This window comes from Marinobacter sp. bablab_jr003, from assembly GCF_016464245.1.
Lineage (GTDB): Bacteria > Pseudomonadota > Gammaproteobacteria > Pseudomonadales > Oleiphilaceae > Marinobacter > Marinobacter vinifirmus.
In genome coordinates, this window is sequence record NZ_JADARC010000012.1 from 36,441 (window position 1) to 61,520 (window position 25,080).

Below are 25,080 nucleotides of genomic sequence, written 5' to 3' on the forward strand. Positions count from 1 at the left end.
GCCGTCACCTTGTGTCAGTTTTTGTCACCATTTGTGTCCGACACAAGACGTTGAAATTCATGGTGGCATTTTGTGAATTGCCGGGGTAGCAGTAGAATTGCCCCGCAGCCGTTAATTCCACCCCACTGACCAGCGGAAAAACACCATGATTGCCCCCGAACTGCTCCGACAGGCCCGTATTGAATCCGTAGCCCACAGCCTCCGGGAAGACATCGGGGACGGCGACATCACCGCCATGCTGATTCCGGCAGACAAAACCGCCCGCGGCCGGGTCATCACCCGCGAGAACGCCAGGCTGGCCGGTGTGGAGTGGGTCAACGAAGTCTTCCGGCAGGTAGACCCCAACGTAGAGCTGGAGTGGCTATTCAGGGACGGCGACGATGTGCCGGCCGATGCTGTACTGTTCCGCATGCAGGGCCCTGCCCGCTCGCTACTGACGGCTGAGCGGTCTGCCCTGAACTGGCTGCAGACACTCTCTGCCGTCGCCACCCAGTGCGCCGGCTACGCGGCCAGGGTTGCCCATACCAAGGTACGCTTGCTGGATACCCGAAAGACCCTGCCCGGCCTGCGGCTGGCGCAAAAATACGCGGTGACCTGTGGCGACTGTGACAACCACCGGATCGGCCTGTGGGACGCTTTCCTGATCAAGGAAAACCACATCGCGGCCTGTGGCTCTATCGCACGGGCCGTTGCTGAAGCGCACCGCATTGCGCCGGGCAAACCGGTTGAGGTGGAAACCGAGAATATGGACGAGTTCACCCAGGCCCTGGACGCCGGTGCCGACATTATCATGCTGGACGAGTTTTCACTGGAGGATATGGTTGAAGCGGTCAAGCTGACTGCAGGCCGCGCCAGGCTTGAAGCCTCCGGCGGCATTAATGAGCAAACCCTGGTGCCAATTGCCGAGACCGGAGTGGACTACATTTCGATCGGCGCCCTGACCAAAGACGTCAAGGCCATCGACCTGTCGATGCGGCTGGAATAACCCGGCCAGTTACCGGGCTCAGGACCGGGTCAGCAACCGGTCCATTTCTTCCAGCGCCTTCACCAGGCCCTGCCCGGATTCCGGACGCCCCCGGAAATGCTCTTCCGCCATGGGCGCAATCCCGGACGCAGACGGCAGCGGATGATTGTGCTCAACCAGCACTTTCATGCGTTCCAGAAACACAAACTGCAGCCACTGCGGAAACTCCATGGTATCCAGGCAGAATGGCTGGGTGCTCTGAAACGCCTCTTGCGGTGGCGGCTCGGCCTGCCAGACTCCCAGCTGCCGGAGTTCGATCTCTATCTGCAGCAGTCCGTCAGTCAGCAGGTCGAGGTGTTGGTTTTCGTCACTCATGGGTTCTGATCAATCCTGAAGCGGTTCCAGCTCCACCGACTCCCCGTGCAGCACCCTGTAGAGGTCTTCGAACTGACGGGTCAGGCCGTGTTTCGGAGCCATATGAATGAGTGGCTGCCGGCTCTGGTGGGATTCTTTCATCTTCACCGAGCTGGAAAGCCTCACCGGCAATACCGGCAAACCTTCCTCCAGCAGCTCCTTAACCAGCTGTCTCGGCAAGCTGGCCCGGGGCTGGAACTGGTTGGCAATGATACCTTCAACCACCAGTTCTTCGTTATGATCTTCCTGCAACTCCCGGATTTCGTTAAGAATGTTATAAAGCGCCTGGCGGGAGAAATCGTCGCAATCAAACGGAATCAGACAACGCTGGGCCGCAATCAGCGCCGAACGGGTATAGAAATTCAGGGCCGGGGCTGTGTCGATGTAGATTTCATCGAACGACTCGCTGAGTTTTTTCAGATACTCCCGCAACTTGTAGATCTTGTGCTTGGCTTCAAGCTTGCGCTCGAGAAAATCCAGTTCCGGACTGGACGGCAGCACAAACAGGTTATCAAACGGCGTGGCATGCACAAACTCGTCCGGGCGCCGGTTGAACATGCTGAACGCCACGGTTTGCTCCATCAGGTCCGCCACGGTATCCCGCAGTTCAGATGCAGGCTTGCCGAGCAGGTAATGACTGGAATTGCCCTGTGGATCCAGGTCTACCACCAGCGTGCGCTTGCCCCGGGCCGCACTGATGGCCGCCAGGTTACAGGTGATGCTGGACTTGCCCACACCACCTTTCTGATTGAACACAACCCGTCTCATGTTGTCTCTCCAGTAAACACTTGTAGTTATTGATCTGTGACTACCAGCCCATCACGGTTTTAACAAAGGGGATGGTGAGCCGGCGCTGGGCCTGCAGCGAGTTCTCATCGAGAGAATCCAGGATGGCCAGCAGCTCGCCCAGCCTTCGGGGAGCCCGGCGCATGATGAAGCTGGCGACTTCGTCGGTCATCACCATGCCTCGCTGTTCCGCCCGGGCCACCAGGATGCGCATGCGGTCTTCATCCCGGTACACGCCCAGCTGCACCAGCAGGCCGTGGGCCAGCCGGGAACCGAGATCCGCCAGGCCAAAGGGTAACGAGGCGGGCACTTCCGACATCGACACCACTAACAAACCGCGGCGATCCAGGATCCGGTTATACAGATGGAACACCGCCTCTTCCCAGCGAGGATCGCCCGCCAGCTTGTCCAGGTCATCCAGACAGACTACATGACGGGTCTCCAACCCGGATAATGCATCCGGGCCAAATGGCAACAACTCTTCGATGCTGATACACACGGCACTCTGGCCAAGTTGCTCTACCCTGTGGCAGACCGCCTGTAACAGATGGCTTTTGCCGGTATCGGAATCGCCACAGATCACCATCACCGGCAGGTCGTGGTTTTGCTCACACAGGGCTTCCAGCCTGCGGGCGGCATCGCGGTTACGGTCACCATGAAAGTTGTCAAAGCGGGCATCGTCACGCAGCCGGACACCTAGGGCCATCTGGGAGGCAGTAGTCATGATCGCTTCATCCTTAATGCCCGCAAACTCCATACAATCACATAGTGGCAGCCGCTGAAGATGGCAGAACCCGCCACCAGCCAGACCCCCGCATCAATCACCCAGGGCTGCATCGGCCAGCCCGCCAGCAGGATGATAATGGCCAGGGCCACCAGGATCTGCACCAGCGTGTTGATCTTGCCGGGCACACTCGGCGCCATTTCGAACCGGCCAATGCCGTAATGAAACGCCAATGCCCCGCCAACAATCGCAATATCCCGCGCCAGAACCAGCACAAACAACCACACCGGCAGGATACCGGTGATGGTAAGCATCAGGTAGGTGGTAATCAGTAGCGCCTTGTCGGCCAGGGGGTCAGCGATGGCCCCTACCCGCGTGCGCCAGTTGAAATAACGGGCAAGAAAGCCATCAACGCCATCGCTGATGGCAGCCACGAGGAAAATCAGCAATGACAACCGGTAGTTGCCATCAAGCAGCGCGCCTGCAAACGGAATGATCAACACCATCCGCATGAAAGTCAGGGCATTGGGAATCCAGCGCCACTGTGTTGATTTCACCCGGCTGCCTCCGTCAATTTATCAGCCGTCTTCACCACTGCTGACAACCGGGGACGGCTGCCAGCGATAGTTAAGCACTTGATAGAGGGATTCAAAGGCCTGTTCGGCATCCTGCTCATCGGCGGGCTGCGTCTGTTCGGACTCACCTTCAACCGGTACAAAGCGCGGATCAAGCGCAATGTACTCTTTCAGCTGCTCCAGCTCGCCGGTAAACGCAATCCGCGCGGTCAGTCGTTCGCCGCGAATGCGGGCAGCGCTCACCGAGACTACCGGTGTCAGGCCTTCAAGCACCTTGTTGATCCGCCCGTAGTCCGCCAGTGTGGATACTCCGTCGAACACCACATCCACCTTGGGCGAGTCCCCGATTTCACCGGCTGAAACCGCGTAGCGGCTGGCGTACTGTTCGGCCCAATAATCGACCACCGCCTGGGCCAGGTCATCCGGATTACCGGCAGATACCGAACGCTCAGCAGCGTCCATACCCATGCCGTCTACAACCCAGCCGGCGCGCCACTGGTCACCGGAGCGGCTCACCCTGACCAGGGCAAGGACGTCATAGGAGACATCTTCAGATGCCTTCTGGATGCGCCCGATAAATTGCCCCCATAGATCAGACAGCAACGCCCGGTCACTGCCCTGGTTCTCGGACGGAAATTCGATCGGCAAGCCCCGGACACCGGCCGCCTTCCGGAACGCATCACGCCACTCGGCACCGGCGCCGGAGCGGGTCAGCAAACTGCGACTACCGCGATCCTCTACCGCCACCCAGGCGAGGGTCAGTGGGCGGTTAGCACCCCAGACCGGCGCACCAATCGAGGCCAGGGCCCGGTTAACGCCAACGGCACCAAAACTCATCCGCAGCCGTGACTGGCCAGCCTCGATGCCAACCTGGTAGGCCTGCAGCAGGCTTTCCGCCTCGGACAACACCTGATCAATGCCTTCTCGCTGCAATACATCCCGACTACCGGAGACCCGCACCATCACCTGGCGCAGACCATCGGCATAGCCCTGCTGCAACGCGGCGGCAGAACCGCCCTGCACCGGAACGTCGGCGTTGTACAGCCCGGATACAGAGACTGCCGCGGCCGGAGTGGCCAGGGCCAGCAATGCAGACAATACTGGCCAAAGCAGCCGAGGCCTGGAATTTTTCCGTCGTGATTCAGTCATGTAACACCCTGCCGTTCCCATGAATGGCGCACAGGATACACCATCACCTTTGACTAGAGTAGCAAGCCCCTGTTGCAGGTTCGCAATATAAGGCAGGCAATTCCCGAGACTAAGCGGGAATTCCATTTGGAGCCCCCGTGCGCACCTGTTAAAATCCGCCGCTTGACCCACAGGCCAACGGTTAACATTCCATGAGCGAACAGAAGCCCTCCCTTACCTATCGTGACGCCGGCGTTGATATCGATGCCGGCAACGAACTGGTCAACCGCATCAAGAATACCGCAGCCAGGACCCGTCGTCCTGAAGTGCTCGGCGGTCTTGGCGGTTTTGGTGCGATGGTATCCATCCCGGCAGGTTACAAGGAGCCGGTACTGGTATCCGGCACCGATGGCGTGGGCACCAAGCTTCGCCTTGCCATGCAGCTGCAAAAGCACGACAGCATCGGTATCGACCTGGTGGCGATGTGCGTGAACGACCTGGTCGTTGGCGGTGCCGAGCCCCTGTTCTTCCTGGATTACTACGCCACCGGCAAGCTGAATGTCGACATCGCAGCCCAGGTAGTAGAAGGCATCGGTAAAGGCTGCGAGCTTTCCGGCTGTGCCCTGGTAGGCGGTGAAACTGCCGAAATGCCGGGCATGTACGAAGGCGACGACTACGACCTGGCCGGCTTCTGCGTAGGCGTAGCAGAGCGCAGCGAGATCATCGATGGCAGCCGTGTACAGCCAGGCGATGTACTGCTGGCCCTGGGCTCCTCCGGCCCGCATTCCAACGGCTACTCGCTGATCCGCAAGATCATCGAAGTCAGCAACGCGGATCTCAGCCAGCCCATGGGTGACAGCACCCTGGCCGATGCGCTGATGGCCCCGACCCGCATTTACGTGAAAAACCTGCTGCAACTGATCCGCGAAGTCGATGTGCGCGCACTGTGCCACATCACCGGTGGCGGCCTGCCGGAAAACATTCCCCGGGTACTGCCGGCCGGCACCGTTGCCGCCATCGATACCCGTAGCTGGGAACTGCCCCCGGTCTTCCAGTGGCTGCAGAACGCAGGCGGCGTGGCCGCTGAAGAAATGTACCGCACCTTCAACTGTGGTATTGGCATGATCGTGTGTGTACCGGCTGACCAGAAAGACCTGGCCATCGATACCCTCAATGCCATGGGCGAGAAAGTCTGGCAGGTTGGCGTTATGGAAGCCGCCGATGCCAGTGATGCCGAGCCGAAAGTGCGCTACGCACCGGAGCTGCTGAAGGCATGATGGCAGACCCAGCACCGCTACCGACCATTGTTGTTCTGGCTTCGGGCAGCGGCACCAACCTTCAGGCCCTGATAGACGCCAGCCGTGAACGGGATTTCCCCGGCGAAATCCTCGCCGTTGGCTGCAACCGCCCCGGTGCCTTCGCGCTGGAGCGGGCAGCCCAGGCAAACATCAAAACCTTCGTGGTGGACCATAAGAAGTATGGTTCCCGCGAAGAGTTTGATGGCGCCCTGATGGCCGAGCTGCGTCGACTGAACCCGGACGTGATCGTACTGGCCGGTTTCATGCGCATTCTGACCGCCGACTTTGTGCGGGCATTCCGGGGCCGGGTGCTGAACATCCACCCTTCCCTGCTGCCAGCCTATACCGGCCTGAACACCCACCAGCGGGTGCTCGATGCCGGCGACAAGGTTCACGGCGTATCCATTCACTTCGTTACCGAAGAACTCGATGGTGGCCCGGTAATCGCACAGGCCGAAGTCGCGGTTCAATCGGACGACGATGCAGAATCACTGGCCGAGCGGGTACAGCAGCAGGAACATGTGCTTTACCCCATCGTGGTGCGCTGGTTCTGCGAAGGCCGCATTCAGCTGACCGCCGACGGCGTCCAGTTTGACGGCAAACTTCTGCAACACCCCATGCGGCTGACAGCCAGCTGAACAGTTTGTCATCCTCCTGAGCACCGGGAACAGCTAGACTGTCGCAAGCATAGACAGAGAAAGAGGCAACCGGATGCAAAGAAACCCAGACGTCACCAGAACTTCCGCCCTGCTGGCCGGGCTTTTGTCCGGCCTGTTTGCGCTATCCGCCAGCGCTGCCGACGCCAGCCCTGAGCTTACCCCGTACGAAGCCAGCTACACCGCTTCCATGTCAAAGGGTGTCAGTCTGAATGGCGAAGGCGTGCGCACGCTGACCGACCAGGGAAACAACGTCTGGCTGTACCGTACAGACGTTGACTCCTTCATTGCCGATATCGACGAATCACTGATCTTCAAGTGGCAGGACGGCCAGGTCATTCCCCTGCGCTATCGCTACCGGTTGTCAGGATTTCTGATTAAAGATCGCGAACAAGCCATCGATTTCGACTGGCAGAAAGGTATGGCCAGGGGTTCTTACCGGGGCGAGTCGTTCAACGTTGAACTGAGGGAAGGCACCCTGGACCCGCTGGGCTACCAGCTGCAGCTGCACCAGGACCTGAAAGCAGGCAAACGGGACGTCACCTACCATGTGCTCGACAAGGGTGACTACGATGAAGACCGGTTCTCGGTGATTGATGAAGACAGCCTGAGCGACCGGGGCCGCACCATGAACACCCTGAAAGCGGAAAAGGTTCGCGGCGAGAATGCCCGGCGCCAGACCCTGATGTGGTTTGATCCGGCCCAGGACTACCTGCTGGTCCGGCTGCTACAGGTAGAGCCGGACGGCAGCGAATACGAACTGAAGCTTAGAGATGCCCGGGTTCAGGACTGACCGGCCCGGCCGAACTCCCGCCATACCGCTTTGACCTCATCCGCGATGATACGCAGGCCTTCCGCCACCTGCGCATCATCCTGGGAGTAGGTAACCCGCAAGCATTCGTGACGATGCTTCCAGTCGTCATCCGGCAGGCCCGGGAAGAAATAGTGCCCGGACACCACCAGCACTCCCCGCTCTTTCAGGCGCTGATACAGCGCCAGGCTGGAAATCGGCAAATCCGGAAACCATAGCCACAGGAACATGGCACCTTCCGGTTTGTGGATGTACCAACGGCAGCTGTCTTCGCCCATCGCGTCACGGAACGCTGCCACAGCCTTTTCCATTTTCGCCTTATAGAAGGGGCACACCACATCCCGGCTGAGGGACAGGATTTCGCCAGACCGAACCAGTGGCTCCGCCAGCATGGCGCCAAAGCTGCCAGTGGCCAGGTTCATGATGGCATTGATGCCGGACAACGCCTTGATGATGGGCTCTGCGGCAATCACGATACCGGTGCGGGCAGCCGGCAAGCCGAGCTTGGACAGGCTCAGGCACAGAATAATCTGCTCGTTCCAGGTGGGCTGCGCATCCACAAACAGCAAGCTCGGGAACGGCGTACCGTAGGCGCCATCGACAATCAGCGGAATATCCTGCTGCCGGGCCATTTCTTCAAGCCGGGCCAGCTCTTCATCGGTGATGACATTACCGGTGGGATTGGTGGGCCGGGAGACACAGATCGCACCAGTTTCACCCGTAACCTCCACCGCATCAAAATCCACCCGGTATTTGAATTCGTGGGCATCGGTAAATGAAATGTCCGGCTGCACGGCCCGGAACAAGTCTGCATCAATGCCCGCATCGGCATAGCCGATGTATTCCGGCGCCAGTGGCAGCAGGATGTGCTTGCGCTGGCCCTCGCCATATTCACCGCCAAACATGTTGAACAACATGAAGAAGGCGGCCTGGCTGCCGTTGGTCAGGGCGATGTTTTCCGGCTTCAGGCCCCAGTTGTATTCCTTGTTCAGCAACTCCGCCAGCGAGGCAATGAACTGCTTCTCACCCTGAGGGGGATCGTAGATACCCACCAGCCGGCGCACCTGCTCTTCGTCTGCCGCCATACCCGCCAGGATTTCCTGCACCCGCTCCTGAATCTCCGGGATGTGCCCGGGATTACCACCACCCATCATGATCATTCCCTCGCCAGAGGCCATGGCATTGCCAAGGTCATCCATCAGGGAAGTAATACCGGCGTCGGCGGTAAATTTACGACCAAAAGCAGAGAGTTTCATGGCAGTTATCCGTTCAACAGGCAATTCAACAGGTAGCTAACAAGTTTAATCTGAGCCGGAACGGCTCAGCTATCGAGGGAAATACCGAGATTGCTGACGCCGTCGTTGGCGGCCTCGGCCTTGAGTTCGGCAATGAAGTCTTCCCGGGGCGTGCGCTGGCGCTTGAGGGCGAGCACGGTGTCACGCTGGAACAGCTTATCTTCTTTGAGCAGGGGATGGTGCTCGAACATGCGGATCAGTTCATCGTCATCCATGCCCTCACCTTCGGACATTTCGACGAAGTCCATCACGGTCTTGGTGGCCAGCTGCGATGCTTCGGTTGCCCGATGCTTGTTGGGGTTCAGGCGGTTGAGCAGGGCCTGCTCCAGCAACTGGCAGAAGTCGAAGGCCGGGTATACGCCGTAGGCATCGTACCCGTCGACATTCGGGCTAAGGGTTTCAAGCTTGCTCAGCAGCTGGGGGATGGCCGCTTCGGAGGCGTCTTTTTGCAGCATGCCCCAGGCAAGGTCGAGCAGCTGGCGCATTTTACCGCCGCTTTTCATGCCGACTGCGTCTGCAAACAGTGCGTAGTTAGGGAAGGCCCGTTCGGCCAGGGTCAGCAGGAAGGCGCATTCGCGCCAGCCCTGCAGTTGTGAGACGGCTTTAAGAAACTGGTTGGCGTTCATGTCCTGGGCAGGGTCACGCCGGTCTGGCCAAGGTACTTGCCGCCGCGGTCTTTGTAGCTGGTTTCACAGATTTCGTCGGATTCGAAGAACAGCATCTGGGCCACACCTTCGTTGGCGTAGATTTTCGCCGGCAGGTTGGTGGTGTTGGAGAACTCCAGGGTCACCTGGCCTTCCCACTCCGGCTCCAGCGGGGTGACGTTCACGATGATACCGCAGCGGGCGTAGGTGCTTTTGCCGAGGCAGATGGTGAGCACGCTTCTGGGGATGCGGAAGTATTCCACGGTGCGCGCAAGGGCGAAGCTGTTCGGGGGGATGATGCAGACGTCGCCGGTGTAGTTGACGAAGCTGTTTTCATCGAAGTTTTTGGGGTCTACGGTGGCGCTGTGGACGTTGGTGAAGATTTTGAATTCGTTGCTGCAACGTACGTCGTAGCCGTAGCTTGAGGTGCCGTAGGAGATGACGCGGCCTTTTTCGTTTTCCCGAACTTGTCCGGCTTCGAAGGGTTCGATCATGCCGTGTTGTTCGGACATCCGGCGGATCCACTTGTCGGATTTGATGCTCATGGTGAATTCTCGTTTCCAGCTGGGAAAAATTGGGGCGTAGTTTACCTTGTCCCTTGGTGCCTGTCGAAGGCTTCCAAAAAAGCTACGACGGGGGCTGCGGCATCAGGCCCTTCTGTCCAAAAACCGCTACGAGCACATCCCTGTGCGCTTCTCTCCGGCCATCCATGGCCTCCGACATTTTTGGACAGAAGGGCCTGATGCCGCGAACAGACTACGGAGCTGGAGTCCCTCTATACCTGATTCTGGTCAATGCTCCGTTACAGAAACACTGGAAATCGTCCCACCAAGATTGCGCTCCCGGGTAGACAGCTCAGCACCCACCCTTCTCGCAATATCCAGATATCTTCTGGCCACTTCGGAATCCGGCTCAGCAACAACCGTGGGTGAGCCGCTGTCGGTCTGTTCCCGGATAGTCATGTGCAAGGGTAGCTGGCCCAGTAAGACGGTTTCGTATTCCTCTGCGATGCGTTCGCCGCCGCCGTGGCCGAAGAGGGGTTCTTCGTGGCCGCAGTTGGAGCAGATGTGAACGCTCATGTTTTCGACGACGCCGATCACCGGGATGTCGACTTTGCGGAACATTTCGATGCCTTTTTTGCCGTCCAGCAGGGCAATGTCTTGCGGGGTGGTGACGATGACGGCGCCGGTTACCGGGACTTTCTGGCCGAGGGTGAGCTGGATGTCGCCGGTGCCGGGGGGCATGTCGACGATGAGGTAGTCGAGTTCATCCCACAGGGTTTGCTGGAGCAGTTGCATAACGGCGCCGCTGACCATGGGGCCGCGCCAGGCCATGGGGGTTTTGTCGGTGGTGACGAAGGCCATGGAGTTGGCTTGCAGGCCGTGGGCTTTGATGGGTACGAAGTATTTGTTCTCTCGTACGTCCGGGCGCTGGCCTTCGGGGACGCCGAGCATCATGCCGATGCTGGGGCCGTAGATGTCGGCGTCGAGGATGCCCACTCTTGCGCCTTCGGCTTGCAGGGCCAGGGCGAGGTTGACCGCTGTGGTAGATTTGCCCACGCCTCCCTTGCCGGAGGCTACCGCGATGATGTTGTTCACGCCCGGTACGGCCGGGAGGTCTTTGTTGATTTTGCAGGCGTGGATTTTCTGGCCCACGTGGACTTCGGCGCTTTCAACGCCGGCGACAAATTCCAGGGCATTGGCGACGATCTGTTTCAGGCCGCCGGCGATGCCTTTTGAAGGGTATGGCAATTCGACCATCAGGGTGACTTTGCTCTGTTCGTCTGCGCTCAGGCTTTTTACCGCACCCAGTTCGTAGAGGTCTTTGTTCAGGTACGGGTCCCGGTATTCTTTTACGGCGGCCTCAAGGGCCTGTTGGGATATCTGGGTCATCGGGGTCTCCGGAATAAGCACGTAAGCTTGATTGCAGGTGAAAAATGATGGCTTGGAAGGTATCATCTGTGGCCGTTTCTGACCATACGGGGTCTTCACCTGGAGCAAGCGGTTGCCGATGCTCCTGAGCCCTGTTTGTCTTTCCAACCCGTATCAACATAAGGTTCGGACATCACCATGACGCAAGCGAGCAAGCAACAGCGCGATATTCTGGTTACCAGCGCCCTGCCCTACGCCAACGGGCCCATTCATCTGGGGCACCTGCTGGAATACATTCAGACCGACATCTGGGTGCGCTACCAGAACATGCGGGGCCACAACTGCTACTACGTTTGCGCCGACGATGCCCACGGTACCGCCATCATGCTGCGGGCCGAGCGTGAGGGCATTACCCCCGAAGAGCTGATTGACCGGATTCGCCAGGAGCACCAGGAAGACTTTGCCGGCTTCCACATCCGCTTCGACAATTACTACTCCACGCACTCGGAGGAGAACCAGTATTTCTCCGAGTACATTTACCGCCAGATCCAGGAAAACGGGAATATTGCGACCCGCAAGATTACCCAGTTCTTCGATCCTGAAAAGGAAATGTTCCTGGCGGACCGGTTCATCAAGGGCACCTGCCCCAAGTGCAAGACAGATGACCAGTATGGCGATAACTGTGAGGCCTGTGGTGCCACCTATACCCCGGCGGAGCTGATCAACCCTCGCTCTGCAGTCTCCGGCGCTACGCCGGTGGAGAAGGAATCCGAGCACTACTTCTTCAAGCTGCCGGAGTTCCACGACTTCCTGAGCAAGTGGACCCGCAGTGGTGCCCTGCAGCCGCAGGTGGCCAACAAGCTGGCCGAGTGGCTGGATGCCGGCCTGCAGGAGTGGGACATCAGCCGTGATGCGCCTTATTTCGGCTTTGAGATTCCCGATGCCCCGGGCAAGTATTTCTATGTCTGGCTGGACGCGCCTATCGGTTACCTCGCCAGCTTCAAGAACCTGTGTAACCGCGAAGGCATCGATTTCGAGCATTTCTGGAAGAAAGATTCCACCGCCGAGGTGTATCACTTCATCGGCAAGGACATCATCAACTTCCACGCCCTGTTCTGGCCATCCATGCTGTACGATGCCGGCTTCCGTACCCCGACCGCGGTCTGGGCCCACGGCTTCGTGACGGTGAACGGCAAGAAAATGTCCAAGTCCCGCGGTACCTTCATCATGGCCCGCACCTACCTGGATCACCTGGACCCGGAATACCTGCGTTACTACTTCGCCGCCAAGCTGACCGGTGGCGTTGATGACATGGACCTGAACCTGGAAGACTTTGCCGCACGGGTGAACTCGGACCTGGTCGGCAAGGTGGTGAACATCGCCAGCCGCAGTGCCGGTTTCATTACCAAGCGCTTCGACGGCAAGCTGGGCAAGGTCACCGAGCAGGACAAACTGAAAGAGTTTATCGATGCCGGTGAGCAGATCGCCGAGTTCTACGAAGCCCGCGAGTTCGGGCGTGCCATGCGCCGGATCATGGAGCTGGCAGACATTGCTAACCAGTATGTGAACGATGAGCAGCCCTGGGTGATTGCCAAGCAGGAAGGCCAGGACGACAAGCTGCAGGCCATCTGCACCAACGCCCTGAACATGTTCCGCCTGCTGATGACTTACCTGGCACCGGTGCTGCCGAAGACAGCAGATGCCGCGCAGTCGTTCCTGAACTCCCGCCTGGACTGGAACAACCGCGCCGCCCTGCTGGAAAATCACGGCATCGACAAGTTCAAGCCGCTGATGAACCGGGTGGATATGGCGCAGATCGAGAAAATGCTGGACGCTTCGAAAGAAGAAATGCCGGCAGCCGTCGGTCAGCCCTCAGCGGCGCCGGCCGCAGACCTGGAACCTGTGGCTGAGGAAATCGAATTCCCCGACTTTGCCAAGGTGGACCTGCGGGTCGCCAAGATCGTCAAAGCCGAGCATGTGGAAGGCGCAGACAAGCTTCTTCGCCTGACACTTGATATAGGCCATGGCGAACGCAACGTGTTTGCTGGTATCAAGTCCGCCTACAAACCGGAAGACCTGGAAGGCCGTATGACCGTGATGGTGGCCAACCTGAAACCCCGGAAAATGAAGTTCGGCATGTCTGAAGGTATGGTTCTGGCCGCAGGCCCGGGTGGCAAAGAGATTTTCATCCTGTCTCCGGATTCCGGCGCCACACCCGGCATGCGGGTAATGTAAGCAGCAAGGCTGAGACGCTCCGATGACAGAGTATTTGCTGATACTGGTCAGCACCATTCTGGTGAACAACTTCGTGCTGGTGCAGTTTCTGGGACTGTGCCCCTTCATGGGGGTTTCCGGGAAACTGGAAACCGCCATGGGTATGTCGCTGGCGACCACGTTTGTGCTGACTCTGTCGTCGGTGTGCAGCTATCTGGCCTATACCTATCTGCTGGCACCGCTGGACCTGGCTTTCCTGAAAACCATCACCTTCATCCTGGTAATTGCGGTGGTGGTTCAGTTTACCGAAATGGTGGTGCGCAAAACCAGCCCCTTGCTGTACCGGGTACTCGGTATTTTTCTGCCGCTGATTACCACCAACTGCGCGGTTCTGGGCGTGGCCCTGCTTAACCTGAATAAAAACAACAACTTCGTTGAATCCGTGCTGTACGGCTTTGGCGCAGCGGCCGGTTTCTCCCTGGTGCTGGTGCTGTTTGCGGCCATGCGCGAGCGGATTGCCGTGTCTGATGTACCGGTTGCCTTTCGTGGCGCCGCCATTGGTATGATTACCGCAGGTCTCATGTCGCTGGCGTTTCTGGGCTTTACCGGCCTGGTTACGGTCTGACGGAGCAGTTGTTTTATGTGGACAAGCTTTCTGATTGCCGTTGTGGTTCTGCTGGCACTGGCGCTGGTCTTTGGCGGGTTGCTGGGGTTTGCCGCTGAGCGGTTCAGGGTTGAAGGCAATCCGCTGGTAGACCAGATCGATTCACTGTTGCCGCAGACCCAGTGCGGCCAGTGCGGCTTCCCCGGCTGCCGCCCCTACGCCGAAGCTATCGCCCAAGGCGAAGCCATCAACAAGTGCCCGCCAGGCGGCGAAAGCACCATCAAGGCCATGGCAGAACTGCTGGACGTAGAACCCCAGCCCCTGGACGCCGAACACGGCGTTGAACAGGCCAAGCGTGTCGCAGTCATTCGTGAAGATGAATGCATCGGCTGCACCAAGTGTATTCAGGCCTGCCCGGTAGACGCCATCCTCGGCGCCGCCAAGCATATGCACACCGTCATCGAAAGCGAATGCACCGGCTGCGACCTGTGCGTAGAGCCCTGCCCCGTTGACTGCATCGACATGGTCACCCTGGAACCGAATATCCGCACCTGGACCTGGACACCACCGAAACCCAACCTGATTGCCACGGACCGCCAGGGAGCCAGCACCTGATGACTCAGCTGTGGAATTTCGCCGGTGGCATTCATCCGCCGGAAAACAAGCACCAGTCCACCACTCGCTCCATTCAGCAAGCAGGCATTCCTGAGCGACTGGTTCTGCCCCTGCAGCAGCACATTGGGGAGCCTGCAGAAGTGGTCGTCAACGTTGGCGACCAGGTACTCAAAGGCCAGGTTGTGGCCGATGTTACTTCAGGAATGGGCGTGCCGGTACACGCCCCTACCTCCGGCACCATTGAAGCTGTCGAGCAGCTGCCGGTGCCGCACCCATCTGGCATGTCCGACTGGTGCGTGGTTCTGAAGCCTGATGGCGAAGACCGGTGGACAGAGCTGTCCCCGATTTCCGACTACAAACTGATGGACCGGGAACAGGTTCTGCAGATCATCCGGAATGCCGGCATTGCCGGTATGGGTGGCGCAGGCTTCCCCACCGATATCAAGCTGCGTCCGCCAAGGGACCGCAAGGTTGAAACCCTGATCCTGAACGGTGCCGAATGCGAGCCCTACATCACCGCCGACGACATGACCATGCGCGAGCATGCCGCCGAAGTGGTGTCCGGCATGCAGGTAATGGCCTGGATTCTTCGCCCTGCCCGCTGCGTGATCGGCATTGAAGACAACAAACCTGAAGCCATTGCCGCCATGCAGGCAGCGGTTCAGGGCACCCAGATCGAGATTGCGGTGATCCCCACCAAGTATCCTTCCGGTGGTGAAAAGCAACTGATCGAAATCCTGACTGGCCTGGAAGTGCCCAGTGGCGGCATTCCTGCAGATGTCGGCGTGATGTGCCAGAACATCGGTACCTCGCTGGCTGTCTCCAGGGCGGTTTTTGAAGGCAAACCCCTGATTTCCCGCGTGGTCACCCTGACCGGTGAAGCACTGCAACAGCCCGGCAACGTAGAAGCACTGATCGGCACCCCAATAAGTTATCTGCTGGCACAGGCCGGGCTGCGGCCGGAACAGCTCAACCGCCTGGTGCTGGGCGGGCCCATGATGGGCTATACCCTGCACTCAGATGACGTGCCGGTAGTAAAAACATCCAACTGCGTGATTGCAGCAACTGCCGGGGAACTTCCAGCTCCACCTCCGGAACAACCTTGTATCCGCTGCGGCCAGTGTGCGCTTGCCTGCCCCATGGAGTTGTTGCCACAACAACTGTTCTGGCACGCCAAGGCCGCCGAGTTCGAGAAAGCCGAGCACCTGAACCTGTTCGATTGTATCGAGTGCGGCGCCTGCTCCTACGTGTGCCCTAGCTCAATCCCGCTGGTGCAGTATTACCGGTACGCCAAGGGCGAAATCCGCCAGCAGCGTGCAGAGCAGCTGAAATCCGACCATGCCCGGGAACGTTTCGAAGCCCGCCAGGCCCGCCTTGAGCGGGAGCAGCAAGAGAAGGAACAGCGCCGTAAGGAACGGGCCAGGGCCGCTGCAGAAGCCCAGGCAAAGAAACAGGCTGAAGCAGAACAGGCGGCACAGCAGGGCGAAGCCGTGGACGACCGTGCCGCCAAGGCCGCCCTGGTCCAGCAGGCGCTGGAGCGGAAAAAGGCCAAGGCCGCCAAAACCGCAGAAGCGGCTGCAGCTACGCCTGCACCCTCTCAAGAGACTGCATCACCCGACACTACAGGGGAAGAGCAGGCGCTGCCGGATATCGAGGCACTGGAGAAGCAGCTTATGCAGGCTCAGGGCAAACTCGACACCATGCAAGGCATGCTGGAAGAAGCCCGGGCCCAGCAGGCCGACAACGTGGACAAACTGGAGCGGGCCGTGGCCAAGAACCACGACCGGGTACAGCGAGCCGAACAGGCCCTGGCTGATGCCCGAAACGTTCTCGCTGAGCAAACCGGCTCCGCCGCATCCGAATAACCCATTGCAGGCTTATTGTTCATGGCATTAGTTCAACAGTCGTCACCCCATGCCCACAACGCCCGCCCCACGTCACGGGTCATGCTCTGGGTCATTCTTGCCGCCCTGCCCGGCCTGCTGGCCCAGACCCTGTTTTTCGGCTGGGGTAACCTGATCAATGTGGTGTGGTGTATCGCACTGGCACTGGCGGCCGAAGCCGCCATTCTGAAACTCCGCGGTAAGCCGGTGGTGTTTTTCCTGAAAGACAATACCGCGGCGGTAACCGGCTTGCTGCTGGGCCTGTCCCTGCCGCAGTTTGCTCCCTGGTGGGTCTCCGGCATTGCGGTGATTACCGCCATCGTGGTGGCCAAGCAGCTATACGGCGGGCTCGGCTCCAACCCGTTCAATCCGGCCATGGTCGGCTATGCCCTGGTACTTATTTCCTTCCCGGTGGCCATGACCACCAACTGGGCACAGGCGGCGACCCTTTGGGGCAATGCTCCCGGATTCGGCGAAACACTCAGCACCATTTTCTCCGCCAGTCAGACAACGGTCGACGGCTGGACCATGGCTACCCCACTGGATGAGTACAAGCACAAGATTGCCAGCCACACCGCCGCTGAAGTGCTGCAGCACCCGACATTCGGCGAGCAGATAGCCGCAGGCTGGGAATGGGTCAACCTGGCCTTCCTGGCCGGTGGCCTGCTGCTGATCGGCCTGAAAATCATCACCTGGCATATTCCCGTGGCGTTTCTGGCGGGTATCGCCCTGATGAGCCTGGCCTTTGGCAGCAACCCGGACCAATACGCGCCCCTGCAACTGCACCTGCTGGCCGGCGGCACCATGCTGGGTGCCTTCTTTATCGCGACCGACCCGGTTTCGGCGGCAACCAGCCACCAGGGCAAGCTGATTTATGGCGCCGGCATCGGGGTGCTCATCTACCTGATTCGCAGTTGGGGTAACTACCCGGACGCCGTCGCCTTCAGCGTACTGCTGATGAATTTTGCCGTTCCGTTTATCGATCATTACACGCCGCCCAGAACCTACGGCCACCACAAGCCCCGGCGCGGCCTGCCGGGCAGGAACGGAGGCTGACCATGAGCACACTGACCACCTCCATCCGTCGCAGCGCTATCGGCCTTGGCCTGTTTGCCGTACTGACCGGCGGCACCATTGCGCTGACCCAGGGCCTCACCAAAGACCGGATTGCCGAGCAGGCCGCCCGGGCCGAGGCAAAAGCCCTGTTCGAGATTATTCCTGAGAGCCGCCACAACAACGACCTGCTGAACAGCGCGGTTGCCCTGCCGGCTGACGAGAGAGCAACGGAAGCCGGGCCGGTACTGGCATGGGTAGCCCGGCAGGATGGCCGCCCGGTGGGCCTGATCTTTCCGGCAGTGGCCCCCGATGGCTATTCCGGTGACATCCACCTGCTGGTGGGCGTGGACCTGGACGGCACGGTACTGGGCGTTCGGGTAACCAGCCACAGGGAAACACCGGGGCTGGGCGATCGTATCGAAACCCGAAAATCAGACTGGGTTTATGATTTCAATGGCCGCTCCCTGAACAATCCCAAGCCCCGGGAGTGGAACGTAAAGAAGAACGGTGGCGTATTTGACCAGTTCACAGGAGCCACCATCACGCCGCGCGCGGTGGTGAAAGCCGTCCAGAAAACGCTGGTGTATTTCCGCAAACACCGGGCCGATATCCGCGAGGCCATTGCCGCCCATCCGCTGTCTGAGGAGCACTCCTGACATGGCTACCAAAACCAACGGAGAGATCATCAAAGACGGGCTGTGGCACAACAACCCGGCGCTGGTTCAGGTGTTAGGCCTGTGCCCCCTGCTGGCGGTGACCAGTACCGTGGTCAACGCCATCGGTCTGGGCATTGCCACCCTGCTGGTGCTGATTGGTTCCAACCTGTCCGTCTCGGTGATCCGGAACTTTGTCAGTGAGTCCGTCCGGTTGCCGGCCTTCGTGATGATCATCGCCTCGTTTGTTACCTGTGCAGAACTGCTGATGCAGGCTTTCACTTACGAACTGTACGAAATTCTCGGCATCTTCATCCCGCTGATCGTTACCAACTGCGCCATTCTCGGCCGCGCCGATGCCTTTGCCTCCAAGAACCCACCGCTGCCGGCCATCCTGGATGGTGCCATGATGGGCCTCGGCTTCCTGGCGGTCCTGGTTGTGCTCGGCGGTATGCGGGAACTGCTCGGCCAGGGCACCCTGTTTGCCGACATGCACCTGCTGCTGGGGCCCATGGCAGCCGATTGGGTAGTACGGCCCTTCGACCAGTATCCGGATATGCTGTTTATGGTGCTGCCGCCCGGCGCTTTCGTAGGCCTTGGCCTGCTGATCGCGTTGAAGAACGGCATCGACAATTACCTGAGCGAACGCCGGAAAGCGGCAGAGCCGGTGGCCGCCACCACAGGCAGCAAACGGGTCCGGGTAACCGGCAACATTTCCTGAAGCTGATTTCGTCTTCCTATGAACAAACAGAAACGCATCGAGATATTTACCCGCCTGCGGGATGCCAACCCCAACCCGACCACGGAGCTTAACTACAGCAATCCGTTCGAGTTGCTGATTGCCGTGATCCTGTCGGCGCAGGCCACCGATGTGGGGGTCAACAAAGCCACCGACAAGCTGTTTCCGGTAGCCAACACCCCGGAAGCTATCTATGCGTTGGGCGTGGACGGCCTGAAGGAGTACATCAAGACCATCGGCCTGTTTAACAGCAAGGCCGAGAACGTCATCAAAACCTGCAAGATCCTGATGGAACAGCACGGCAGTGTGGTGCCGGATAACCGCGAGGCCCTGGAAGCACTGCCCGGGGTCGGCCGGAAAACCGCCAACGTGGTACTGAACACCGCTTTCCGTCAGCCCGCCATGGCGGTGGATACCCACATTTTCCGGGTCTCCAACCGTACCGGTATTGCGCCTGGCAAGAACGTACTGGAGGTGGAAAAGCGGCTGATGCGACTGGTGCCCAAGGAATTCCTTATGGACGCCCATCACTGGCTGATCCTGCACGGCCGCTACACCTGTACCGCCCGCAAGCCCAAATGTGGTGCCTGTATTATCGAAGACCTTTGCGAATTCAAGCAAAAGCGGGACTATCAGTAACCAACACTCGCGTCCCCTCAGACACGAAAAAGCCGGCATTCGCCGGCTTTTTCATCACTCCTTCCAGAAACTCAGTTCTGGCCGAGCATTTTGTTTTTCAGGTCTTTCTGGGCCGGCTTGTCTGACAGCCAGATACCAAACAGGGCCTTCTTGAACTCCAGGTCACCTACGGTGTCTTTCTGCTCGCCGTTCTTCAGCACATGCACACCTTCACCCGGCGCATAGACCAGGTCAAAGACGTCGCCTTCCTTGATTTCTTCCTGGAACACGGACATGAACTGGTCGACATCAGACTGGATGGCTGACAGGTCACCGTCGGTGGATGACTTGAAGCCGTCCATGGTGGCTTCGGTCATGCGCTCGCTGGTGATCATGCCGGAGGTGATATGCAGGGTGATTGCCTGGGGCTCGTCGGCGTTAATCACCGCCTGCCCGTCACTGACTTTCTCGGCAACGTACAAGCCACCAACGTACAGATCCATGAACCACTTGGAGCGGGTACCTGCACCGTTCAGCTGCAGTTCCTGGCCCATGGCGGAATAGGTGTCCGGAACATCCACACCGCTTACGGTCAGGGCGTGGGCAGGGGTGGCCAGGGCGCCGGCGAGTATCAGAGATGCAAAACCTGCTGTAAGAGTCTTCTTCATAGTCCTTTCCTTCCTTAAGATCGTTATTATTGAATGCTTCATTCGCACCGGGTCGACACCCGAATTCCGCCCGGTGGCCCATTCTAACAACGAAGTTCCGGTGGCATTTACCACCTGGTTCTCATTTGATGCCACATTAAACAAAAAAGCCGGCCATGTGACCATGACCGACTTGCCTGTGTAGTGCGTCAGATGTGTTAGTTAAACAGCAGATTACCTGACAGACCGTCCTTCTCCAGGATTTCCCGCAAGCGACGCAGGGCTTCTACCTGAATCTGCCGTACACGTTCGCGGGTCAGGCCAATCTCCTGCCCCACCTCTTCCAGGGTACTGATGGGATAACCCCGCAAACCGAAACGGCGAGACAGCACTTCCTGTTGCTTGTCACTCAGCTGGTCTATCCACTTTTCCAGGCTGGAGCAGATATCGTCATCCTGCAACACATCGGCCGGATCAGACGCACCTTCATCGGCCACGGTGTCCATCAGGGACTTGTCACTCCCCACACCGATAGGCGTATCCATGGAGGCCACCCGTTCGTTCAGCCCCAGCATACGCTTTACGTCTGCGACCGGCTTATCCACCATCCGGGCAATCTCTTCCGCCGTTGGCTCATGGTCCAGCTTCTGGGTGAGCTCCCGGGCCGCACGCAGGTAAAGGTTCAGTTCCTTGACCACGTGAATCGGCAAACGGATGGTGCGGGTCTGGTTCATGATCGCCCGCTCGATGGTCTGGCGGATCCACCAGGTGGCGTAGGTAGAGAACCGGAAGCCCCGCTCCGGGTCGAACTTCTCGACCGCCCGAATCAGACCCAGGTTACCTTCTTCGATCAGATCCAACAGGGTGAGCCCGCGGTTCACGTAACGCCGGGCGATCTTGACCACCAGCCGAAGGTTACTTTCAATCATGCGCTTGCGACCAGCCTCTTCGCCCTTACGGGCCAGGCGCGCAAAGTACACTTCTTCTTCGGGTGTCAGTAAGGGAGAGAAACCGATTTCGTTAAGGTATAACTGGGTGGCATCCAGCTGCTTTGCGCTGGTGAAGTATTTGCCCTGGGCCGGAAAACCCTCTTCGGTTTCCGCCACCGGGTCTTCAGCCGTGGCCTTATCAGGCTTGTCCTCGGCCAAGATATGATCGTCTGCGTCTTCCATCTCTGCAACGCGATCAATGATGATGTCTTCTTGCTCTGCTGACATTACGTTACCCCGCCTCTCAATAATCCTGTTTTCGCCCGATACTTCTTGTTATTGCGGGCTTTCAATGTTGGTTTTCTTCAGGACAGTTGCTTGTTGGCTGGCAATCACCGTTGCCATTATTGTTCTTGTCTTGTGCGGTATCAGTCAGGACGTCGGGTAATCAACGAGGGAACTTCCGGCTCCCCTGATTTATCGTCTGGGCAGGTATCGGGACGGGTCTACCGGATTGCCATTCTTGCGAATTTCGAAGTGCAACATCGGTTTGTCTGTCCCTGTACTTCCCAGCTCGGCGATTACCTGTCCGGCTTTAACATCCTCCCCTTCCTGCACCAGAATCTTGCGGTTGTGTGCGTAGGCGCTCAGATAATGTTCGTTGTGATTCACAATAATCAGGTTACCGTAACCAAGCAACCCGCTTCCCGCGTAAACCACATTTCCATTAGCTGCAGCCTTCACAGCATCCCCGGGTTTTCCGGCAATATCAATACCTTTATTGACTTTTCCGGATGTGGAATATCCTGCAATAACAGTGCCACCGTGCGGCCAGTGCCATCGCACATTGGCCACCGTCTGACTGCTGCCGGAAGCCGAACCAGCCGGTCGGGTAGTGCGGGTTGAAGGAGGCTTTGTCGCCTTCGGGCGCTGGGTTACCGCCTTGGGGCGCGGCGCGGGAGCGGTGCTGCGCGGGGCAGATACCGTTCTGGTGCTTTCGGGAATCCGGCCTTTCTTGTCCAGTCGCAGCACCTGGCCCACCTGCAGGTTCCAGGGCGGCGCCAGGCCATTGGCATTGCCCAGCTCGCGGTAGTCCCGGCCATAACGCCATGCAATCCGGTACAGGTTCTCGCCCTTCTTGACCACATGGGTACCCCAGTAAACCGGGGGGTTGTACAGATTGTCCTGATAGATGGCGTTCGTGTTACAGCCGGATAGGGGCAACAGGAGGGCGAGCAGGAGCAAGGCGGCTGCTCGCGCCAGGCGACCGGGGCGTCTGCAGCACGGGGCTCCTGTCAGGGCCGAAGCCCTGACACGGAATGCTGCTTGATGGCGCCCGTTAAAGAGAGTCACGTATAAAAAATGCCTGATTATGATAAAACCGTATAAGAAACCATCCGTCCAGGATGCAACTTCTCATGTTTCAGGACTAACTTGTTAATATATCGCACAATTCACAATCGAATCCAAGTTACCCGGCACACAGGATTGTTACCTTCTGAAACAATCAAATTGTGCACCAGGTAACACTTTTCCCGATTTACTAACCGGCCTTGGCCTGCCTTTGAGCAGAAAAACGACCAGCATACTCCAGGGCCAGAACCAGAACCAATCCGGCCACGGCCATCATCACTGCAACGACAACCTGCGGATCCTGCCCGGTTAAAGCGGCCCAGCTGTCCGGTGTAACCGGGGTCTGGCTCAAGGGTACCTCCTGGCCTTTGCTATTGGTGCGCCAGCTCAGGGTTTCCTGCCAGGGCCATACCTTGCTAAGGGCACCGATCATAAACCCGGTCAGCAGCGCCAGCACCGTGTCGTGGAAATGCCGGAATGCCAGGGTGATCAGCCGGGCCACAGACAACAGCCCGGTCAGACAACCCAGCAGAAACAGCCCCAGATGGGCCACCTCGAATGACTTTATGGCGGCCAATACCGGCGAGTACATACCGATAATCACCAGCAAAAAACTGCCGGATATGCCGGGCAGGATCATGGCACAGATGGCCAGTGCCCCGGCCCCGAAAAATGCCAGCTGTGAGGGTGCCACTTCACTGGCCGGCAGCGTGGTTACCCACCAGGCAAACACAATTCCGGCACAGAGAGGCAGCAGCAGGAACGGCGAAAAACGACGGACCTGGCGCCCCACGTGCCATACCGAGGCAACAATCAGGCCGAAGAAAAAGCTCCAGATCAGGATAGGATGGCTGTCCAGCAGCCAGGTAATCAGAGAAGCCAGGCTGGCCACACTGGCAACCACACCAGCCAGCAGGGTCACCAGGAAACTGCCGTCAATCGCTTGCCAGAAGCCGCGTATGTCACCTTTCAGAAACTGGCGCACGAAGGCTACCGGGGCCGCACTGATGGCCTCCAGCAACCGGAAGTAAATGCCGGTAATAAACGCGATGGTGCCCCCGGAAACCCCCGGAACAATATCCGCCGCGCCCATCGCCATGCCTCTTAAAAACACAGCCACCGGATGGTGGCTGTGATTCACCGATGAGTCCGGGCTATGCTCCATTAACGAACCACTCCGCCAAGCAGGGGCACAAACCGCACCGGTTCCAGCTCACGGCGCTCGAAACTGTCGCCCCTTCGGATAATCTCGACCAGCACCTGATTCTCCTCCCCTACCGGTGCGATCAGCACACCACCATCGGCCAGCTGATCCAGCAATTCCCGGGGCACCTCTACCGGCGCCGCCGTCACAATAATGCCCTCAAACGGACCTTTTTCGGGCCACCCCATGCCACCGTCGGCATGTTTGAGCATTGCATTACGAATATTCAGTTGCCGCAAACGCTCCCTGGCCCGATCCTGCAGCGGCTTAATACGCTCCACACTGAAGATTTCACGGAACGCCTGGGACAACACCGCAGTCTGGTAACCGGACCCGGTTCCCAATTCCAGCACACGCTCCGGTTCGTGGGCCAGTAACAATTCCGTCATCCGGGCAACGATATAAGGTTGCGACAGGGTTTGCCCGTAACCGATGGGCAATGACGTGTCTTCGTAGGCACGGTGTGACAATGCCTCGTCCAGAAAGATATGCCGGGGCACCTGGCCGATAATCTCCAGCACCCGATCCGACTCGATACCCGCTTCCCGCAATCGCTGCACCAGGCGCAAACGGGTGCGCCGCGAGGTCATGCCGATGCCTTCAAGCGGGGCATTCATTGCGACACCTCCCCGAAGCCCTCAAGGTCATCGACCCAGTCTTGCAGTCGGCTCATTGCCTCGTGTCGGGTCATATCGATGTGCACGGGGGTCACCGAAACAAAACCGTTCTGAACCGCGTGGAAATCCGTGCCCGGGCCGGCATCGCCACCGCCACCGGCGGCACCGATCCAGTACCGGCGCTTGCCTCTCGGGCAGGTTACCGGCACAACACCCTCGGCCCGGTCACGATGCCCAAGCCGGGTCACCTGGATACCAGCCAGCTCACTCCAGGGCAGGTCCGGTACATTCACATTGAGAATCGAACGGGGGCCCAGGGCCAGGTAGCGCTTCTGTTCCAGCAGCAGCCGAACCACCCGCGCGGCGGTTTCATAATGGAAGTGACCGTTATTAACCAGGGACACTGCAATAGCGGGCAGGCCAAGGTGACGGCCTTCTGTAGCCGCAGCCACCGTGCCGGAATAGATAATGTCGTCGCCCAGGTTGGCATGGGTATTGATACCGGAAACCACCCGGTCAAAAGGCTTGTCGAACAGACCGTTAACAGCCAGGTGAACGCAGTCGGTGGGCGTGCCATCTGCCGACCAGAAGCCGCTGGGGTGCTTTTCTACCGTCAGGGGCCGGCTCAGGGTCAGGGAATTGCTGGCCCCGCTGTGATCACGGTCCGGGGCAACCACGGCAAGTTCGCCCAGCCCCTGTAACCCTTCGAACAGGGCCATCAGGCCAGGCGAATGCACGCCATCATCATTCGACAACAGAATACGCACAGTGTTCTCCGCTAG

The 25,080-nt window shown here is 58.9% G+C and carries 27 protein-coding genes; 12 read left to right on the forward strand and 15 right to left on the reverse strand.

The window, feature by feature from the left end; genetic code table 11:
• Nucleotides 1-145: 145 nt before the first annotated feature.
• Nucleotides 146-985: a carboxylating nicotinate-nucleotide diphosphorylase gene (nadC, locus tag H3Z84_RS00480; RefSeq protein ID WP_199455864.1), complete on the forward strand. Its 840-nt coding sequence runs from the start codon at nucleotides 146-148 to the stop codon at nucleotides 983-985.
• Between the two features lie 18 nt (nucleotides 986-1,003).
• Here nadC and H3Z84_RS00485 read toward each other — a convergent pair whose 3' ends face one another.
• Genes H3Z84_RS00485 through H3Z84_RS00505 form a run of 5 tightly spaced genes read right to left on the reverse strand, consistent with a single transcriptional unit; the run spans nucleotide 1,004 to nucleotide 4,612 of the window.
• The gene (locus H3Z84_RS00485) at nucleotides 1,004-1,339 is read right to left on the reverse strand and encodes a YqcC family protein (protein WP_022990097.1); all 336 of its coding nucleotides are present in this window, start codon (nucleotides 1,337-1,339) and stop codon (nucleotides 1,004-1,006) included.
• 9 nt (nucleotides 1,340-1,348) lie between these two features.
• Nucleotides 1,349-2,146 carry a ParA family protein gene (locus H3Z84_RS00490; RefSeq protein WP_022990096.1) on the reverse strand — a complete coding sequence of 266 codons (798 nt, stop codon included), beginning with the start codon at nucleotides 2,144-2,146 and terminating at the stop codon, nucleotides 1,349-1,351.
• Between the two features lie 40 nt (nucleotides 2,147-2,186).
• Nucleotides 2,187-2,888, reverse strand: coding sequence for a DnaA regulatory inactivator Hda (hda, locus tag H3Z84_RS00495; RefSeq protein WP_199455865.1), 702 nt, complete (start codon nucleotides 2,886-2,888; stop codon nucleotides 2,187-2,189).
• The gene (locus H3Z84_RS00500; RefSeq protein ID WP_022990094.1) at nucleotides 2,885-3,445 is read right to left on the reverse strand and encodes a CDP-alcohol phosphatidyltransferase family protein; all 561 of its coding nucleotides are present in this window, start codon (nucleotides 3,443-3,445) and stop codon (nucleotides 2,885-2,887) included. The genes hda and H3Z84_RS00500 overlap by 4 nt, the downstream gene beginning before the upstream one ends.
• A gap of 21 nt (nucleotides 3,446-3,466) precedes the next feature.
• A complete protein-coding gene (locus H3Z84_RS00505; protein WP_199455866.1) occupies nucleotides 3,467-4,612 on the reverse strand; it encodes a DUF2066 domain-containing protein in 1,146 nt (381 codons plus the stop codon).
• Nucleotides 4,613-4,803: 191 nt separating this feature from the next.
• Between H3Z84_RS00505 and purM the strand changes: the two genes are divergently transcribed.
• The 3 genes from purM to H3Z84_RS00520 all read left to right on the forward strand — a co-directional run bounded on the left by purM (nucleotide 4,804) and on the right by H3Z84_RS00520 (nucleotide 7,338).
• Nucleotides 4,804-5,868: a phosphoribosylformylglycinamidine cyclo-ligase gene (gene purM, locus H3Z84_RS00510; protein ID WP_199455867.1), complete on the forward strand. Its 1,065-nt coding sequence runs from the start codon at nucleotides 4,804-4,806 to the stop codon at nucleotides 5,866-5,868.
• Entirely contained in the window at nucleotides 5,865-6,527 is a 663-nt protein-coding gene (gene purN, locus H3Z84_RS00515) for a phosphoribosylglycinamide formyltransferase (protein WP_199455868.1), read from the forward strand. The genes purM and purN overlap by 4 nt, the downstream gene beginning before the upstream one ends.
• Before the next feature lie 73 nt (nucleotides 6,528-6,600).
• A complete protein-coding gene (locus tag H3Z84_RS00520) occupies nucleotides 6,601-7,338 on the forward strand; it encodes a DUF3108 domain-containing protein (protein ID WP_199455869.1) in 738 nt (245 codons plus the stop codon).
• Here H3Z84_RS00520 and H3Z84_RS00525 read toward each other — a convergent pair.
• The 4 genes from H3Z84_RS00525 to apbC form a co-directional block, all read right to left on the reverse strand.
• The gene (locus H3Z84_RS00525) at nucleotides 7,329-8,612 is read right to left on the reverse strand and encodes a valine--pyruvate transaminase (RefSeq protein ID WP_199455870.1); all 1,284 of its coding nucleotides are present in this window, start codon (nucleotides 8,610-8,612) and stop codon (nucleotides 7,329-7,331) included. The two genes, H3Z84_RS00520 and H3Z84_RS00525, sit on opposite strands and share 10 nt — an antisense overlap.
• Before the next feature lie 65 nt (nucleotides 8,613-8,677).
• Entirely contained in the window at nucleotides 8,678-9,277 is a 600-nt protein-coding gene (locus H3Z84_RS00530; protein WP_199455871.1) for a YjaG family protein, read from the reverse strand.
• The gene (gene dcd / locus H3Z84_RS00535) at nucleotides 9,274-9,840 is read right to left on the reverse strand and encodes a dCTP deaminase (protein ID WP_022990087.1); all 567 of its coding nucleotides are present in this window, start codon (nucleotides 9,838-9,840) and stop codon (nucleotides 9,274-9,276) included. The genes H3Z84_RS00530 and dcd overlap by 4 nt, the downstream gene beginning before the upstream one ends.
• A gap of 246 nt (nucleotides 9,841-10,086) precedes the next feature.
• A complete protein-coding gene (apbC, locus tag H3Z84_RS00540) occupies nucleotides 10,087-11,187 on the reverse strand; it encodes an iron-sulfur cluster carrier protein ApbC (RefSeq protein WP_199455872.1) in 1,101 nt (366 codons plus the stop codon).
• Nucleotides 11,188-11,364: 177 nt separating this feature from the next.
• Between apbC and metG the strand changes: the two genes are divergently transcribed.
• Genes metG through nth form a run of 8 tightly spaced genes read left to right on the forward strand, consistent with a single transcriptional unit; the run spans nucleotide 11,365 to nucleotide 19,569 of the window.
• Nucleotides 11,365-13,401, forward strand: coding sequence for a methionine--tRNA ligase (gene metG, locus H3Z84_RS00545; RefSeq protein ID WP_199455873.1), 2,037 nt, complete (start codon nucleotides 11,365-11,367; stop codon nucleotides 13,399-13,401).
• 22 nt (nucleotides 13,402-13,423) lie between these two features.
• Nucleotides 13,424-14,005 (forward strand): electron transport complex subunit RsxA, encoded by a 582-nt coding sequence (gene rsxA / locus H3Z84_RS00550; RefSeq protein ID WP_022990084.1) that lies wholly within the window; start codon nucleotides 13,424-13,426, stop codon nucleotides 14,003-14,005.
• A gap of 15 nt (nucleotides 14,006-14,020) precedes the next feature.
• A complete protein-coding gene (rsxB, locus tag H3Z84_RS00555; RefSeq protein ID WP_199455874.1) occupies nucleotides 14,021-14,599 on the forward strand; it encodes an electron transport complex subunit RsxB in 579 nt (192 codons plus the stop codon).
• Nucleotides 14,599-16,464, forward strand: coding sequence for an electron transport complex subunit RsxC (gene rsxC, locus H3Z84_RS00560; RefSeq protein ID WP_199455875.1), 1,866 nt, complete (start codon nucleotides 14,599-14,601; stop codon nucleotides 16,462-16,464). Before rsxB ends, rsxC begins: the two co-directional genes overlap by 1 nt.
• 21 nt (nucleotides 16,465-16,485) lie before the next feature.
• Nucleotides 16,486-17,538: an electron transport complex subunit RsxD gene (rsxD, locus tag H3Z84_RS00565; protein ID WP_199455876.1), complete on the forward strand. Its 1,053-nt coding sequence runs from the start codon at nucleotides 16,486-16,488 to the stop codon at nucleotides 17,536-17,538.
• A gap of 2 nt (nucleotides 17,539-17,540) precedes the next feature.
• Nucleotides 17,541-18,194, forward strand: coding sequence for an electron transport complex subunit RsxG (rsxG, locus tag H3Z84_RS00570; protein ID WP_199455877.1), 654 nt, complete (start codon nucleotides 17,541-17,543; stop codon nucleotides 18,192-18,194).
• 1 nt (nucleotide 18,195) lies between these two features.
• On the forward strand, nucleotides 18,196-18,912 hold the full coding sequence (locus H3Z84_RS00575) for an electron transport complex subunit E (RefSeq protein WP_058340636.1): 717 nt from the start codon (nucleotides 18,196-18,198) through the stop codon (nucleotides 18,910-18,912).
• Nucleotides 18,913-18,930: 18 nt separating this feature from the next.
• Nucleotides 18,931-19,569 carry an endonuclease III gene (gene nth, locus H3Z84_RS00580; RefSeq protein ID WP_058340637.1) on the forward strand — a complete coding sequence of 213 codons (639 nt, stop codon included), beginning with the start codon at nucleotides 18,931-18,933 and terminating at the stop codon, nucleotides 19,567-19,569.
• Between the two features lie 71 nt (nucleotides 19,570-19,640).
• Here nth and H3Z84_RS00585 read toward each other — a convergent pair whose 3' ends face one another.
• The 6 genes from H3Z84_RS00585 to surE all read right to left on the reverse strand — a co-directional run bounded on the left by H3Z84_RS00585 (nucleotide 19,641) and on the right by surE (nucleotide 25,065).
• Nucleotides 19,641-20,216: a chalcone isomerase family protein gene (locus tag H3Z84_RS00585; RefSeq protein ID WP_022990077.1), complete on the reverse strand. Its 576-nt coding sequence runs from the start codon at nucleotides 20,214-20,216 to the stop codon at nucleotides 19,641-19,643.
• 197 nt (nucleotides 20,217-20,413) lie between these two features.
• A complete protein-coding gene (gene rpoS, locus H3Z84_RS00590) occupies nucleotides 20,414-21,412 on the reverse strand; it encodes an RNA polymerase sigma factor RpoS (RefSeq protein ID WP_199455878.1) in 999 nt (332 codons plus the stop codon).
• A gap of 189 nt (nucleotides 21,413-21,601) precedes the next feature.
• Entirely contained in the window at nucleotides 21,602-22,387 is a 786-nt protein-coding gene (locus H3Z84_RS00595; protein ID WP_199455905.1) for a peptidoglycan DD-metalloendopeptidase family protein, read from the reverse strand.
• 280 nt (nucleotides 22,388-22,667) lie between these two features.
• Complete coding sequence (locus tag H3Z84_RS00600) at nucleotides 22,668-23,642, reverse strand: DUF368 domain-containing protein (RefSeq protein ID WP_228285775.1); 975 nt, start codon at nucleotides 23,640-23,642, stop codon at nucleotides 22,668-22,670.
• Nucleotides 23,642-24,298: a protein-L-isoaspartate(D-aspartate) O-methyltransferase gene (locus H3Z84_RS00605; RefSeq protein ID WP_022990072.1), complete on the reverse strand. Its 657-nt coding sequence runs from the start codon at nucleotides 24,296-24,298 to the stop codon at nucleotides 23,642-23,644. The genes H3Z84_RS00600 and H3Z84_RS00605 overlap by 1 nt, the downstream gene beginning before the upstream one ends.
• Nucleotides 24,295-25,065 carry a 5'/3'-nucleotidase SurE gene (gene surE, locus H3Z84_RS00610; protein WP_199455879.1) on the reverse strand — a complete coding sequence of 257 codons (771 nt, stop codon included), beginning with the start codon at nucleotides 25,063-25,065 and terminating at the stop codon, nucleotides 24,295-24,297. The genes H3Z84_RS00605 and surE overlap by 4 nt, the downstream gene beginning before the upstream one ends.
• Nucleotides 25,066-25,080: the final 15 nt, after the last annotated feature.

Excerpts from the sequence above, each read along its gene's own strand:
- H3Z84_RS00520 (WP_199455869.1), top strand. The coding sequence starts at position 6,601 with ATGCAAAGAAACCCAGACGTCACCAGAACTTCCGCCCTGCTGGCCGGG.
- apbC (WP_199455872.1), bottom strand. The coding sequence starts at position 11,187 with ATGACCCAGATATCCCAACAGGCCCTTGAGGCCGCCGTAAAAGAATAC.
- purM (WP_199455867.1), top strand. The coding sequence starts at position 4,804 with ATGAGCGAACAGAAGCCCTCCCTTACCTATCGTGACGCCGGCGTTGAT.
- H3Z84_RS00585 (WP_022990077.1), bottom strand. The coding sequence starts at position 20,216 with ATGAAGAAGACTCTTACAGCAGGTTTTGCATCTCTGATACTCGCCGGC.
- H3Z84_RS00525 (WP_199455870.1), bottom strand. The coding sequence starts at position 8,612 with ATGAAACTCTCTGCTTTTGGTCGTAAATTTACCGCCGACGCCGGTATT.
- nth (WP_058340637.1), top strand. The coding sequence starts at position 18,931 with ATGAACAAACAGAAACGCATCGAGATATTTACCCGCCTGCGGGATGCC.
- rsxD (WP_199455876.1), top strand. The coding sequence starts at position 16,486 with ATGGCATTAGTTCAACAGTCGTCACCCCATGCCCACAACGCCCGCCCC.
- rsxC (WP_199455875.1), top strand. The coding sequence starts at position 14,599 with ATGACTCAGCTGTGGAATTTCGCCGGTGGCATTCATCCGCCGGAAAAC.
- H3Z84_RS00600 (WP_228285775.1), bottom strand. The coding sequence starts at position 23,642 with ATGGAGCATAGCCCGGACTCATCGGTGAATCACAGCCACCATCCGGTG.
- rsxA (WP_022990084.1), top strand. The coding sequence starts at position 13,424 with ATGACAGAGTATTTGCTGATACTGGTCAGCACCATTCTGGTGAACAAC.
- H3Z84_RS00605 (WP_022990072.1), bottom strand. The coding sequence starts at position 24,298 with ATGAATGCCCCGCTTGAAGGCATCGGCATGACCTCGCGGCGCACCCGT.
- rpoS (WP_199455878.1), bottom strand. The coding sequence starts at position 21,412 with ATGTCAGCAGAGCAAGAAGACATCATCATTGATCGCGTTGCAGAGATG.
- rsxB (WP_199455874.1), top strand. The coding sequence starts at position 14,021 with ATGTGGACAAGCTTTCTGATTGCCGTTGTGGTTCTGCTGGCACTGGCG.
- metG (WP_199455873.1), top strand. The coding sequence starts at position 11,365 with ATGACGCAAGCGAGCAAGCAACAGCGCGATATTCTGGTTACCAGCGCC.
- nadC (WP_199455864.1), top strand. The coding sequence starts at position 146 with ATGATTGCCCCCGAACTGCTCCGACAGGCCCGTATTGAATCCGTAGCC.
- hda (WP_199455865.1), bottom strand. The coding sequence starts at position 2,888 with ATGACTACTGCCTCCCAGATGGCCCTAGGTGTCCGGCTGCGTGACGAT.
- H3Z84_RS00485 (WP_022990097.1), bottom strand. The coding sequence starts at position 1,339 with ATGAGTGACGAAAACCAACACCTCGACCTGCTGACTGACGGACTGCTG.
- H3Z84_RS00530 (WP_199455871.1), bottom strand. The coding sequence starts at position 9,277 with ATGAACGCCAACCAGTTTCTTAAAGCCGTCTCACAACTGCAGGGCTGG.
- purN (WP_199455868.1), top strand. The coding sequence starts at position 5,865 with ATGATGGCAGACCCAGCACCGCTACCGACCATTGTTGTTCTGGCTTCG.
- rsxG (WP_199455877.1), top strand. The coding sequence starts at position 17,541 with ATGAGCACACTGACCACCTCCATCCGTCGCAGCGCTATCGGCCTTGGC.
- H3Z84_RS00575 (WP_058340636.1), top strand. The coding sequence starts at position 18,196 with ATGGCTACCAAAACCAACGGAGAGATCATCAAAGACGGGCTGTGGCAC.
- dcd (WP_022990087.1), bottom strand. The coding sequence starts at position 9,840 with ATGAGCATCAAATCCGACAAGTGGATCCGCCGGATGTCCGAACAACAC.
- H3Z84_RS00505 (WP_199455866.1), bottom strand. The coding sequence starts at position 4,612 with ATGACTGAATCACGACGGAAAAATTCCAGGCCTCGGCTGCTTTGGCCA.
- H3Z84_RS00490 (WP_022990096.1), bottom strand. The coding sequence starts at position 2,146 with ATGAGACGGGTTGTGTTCAATCAGAAAGGTGGTGTGGGCAAGTCCAGC.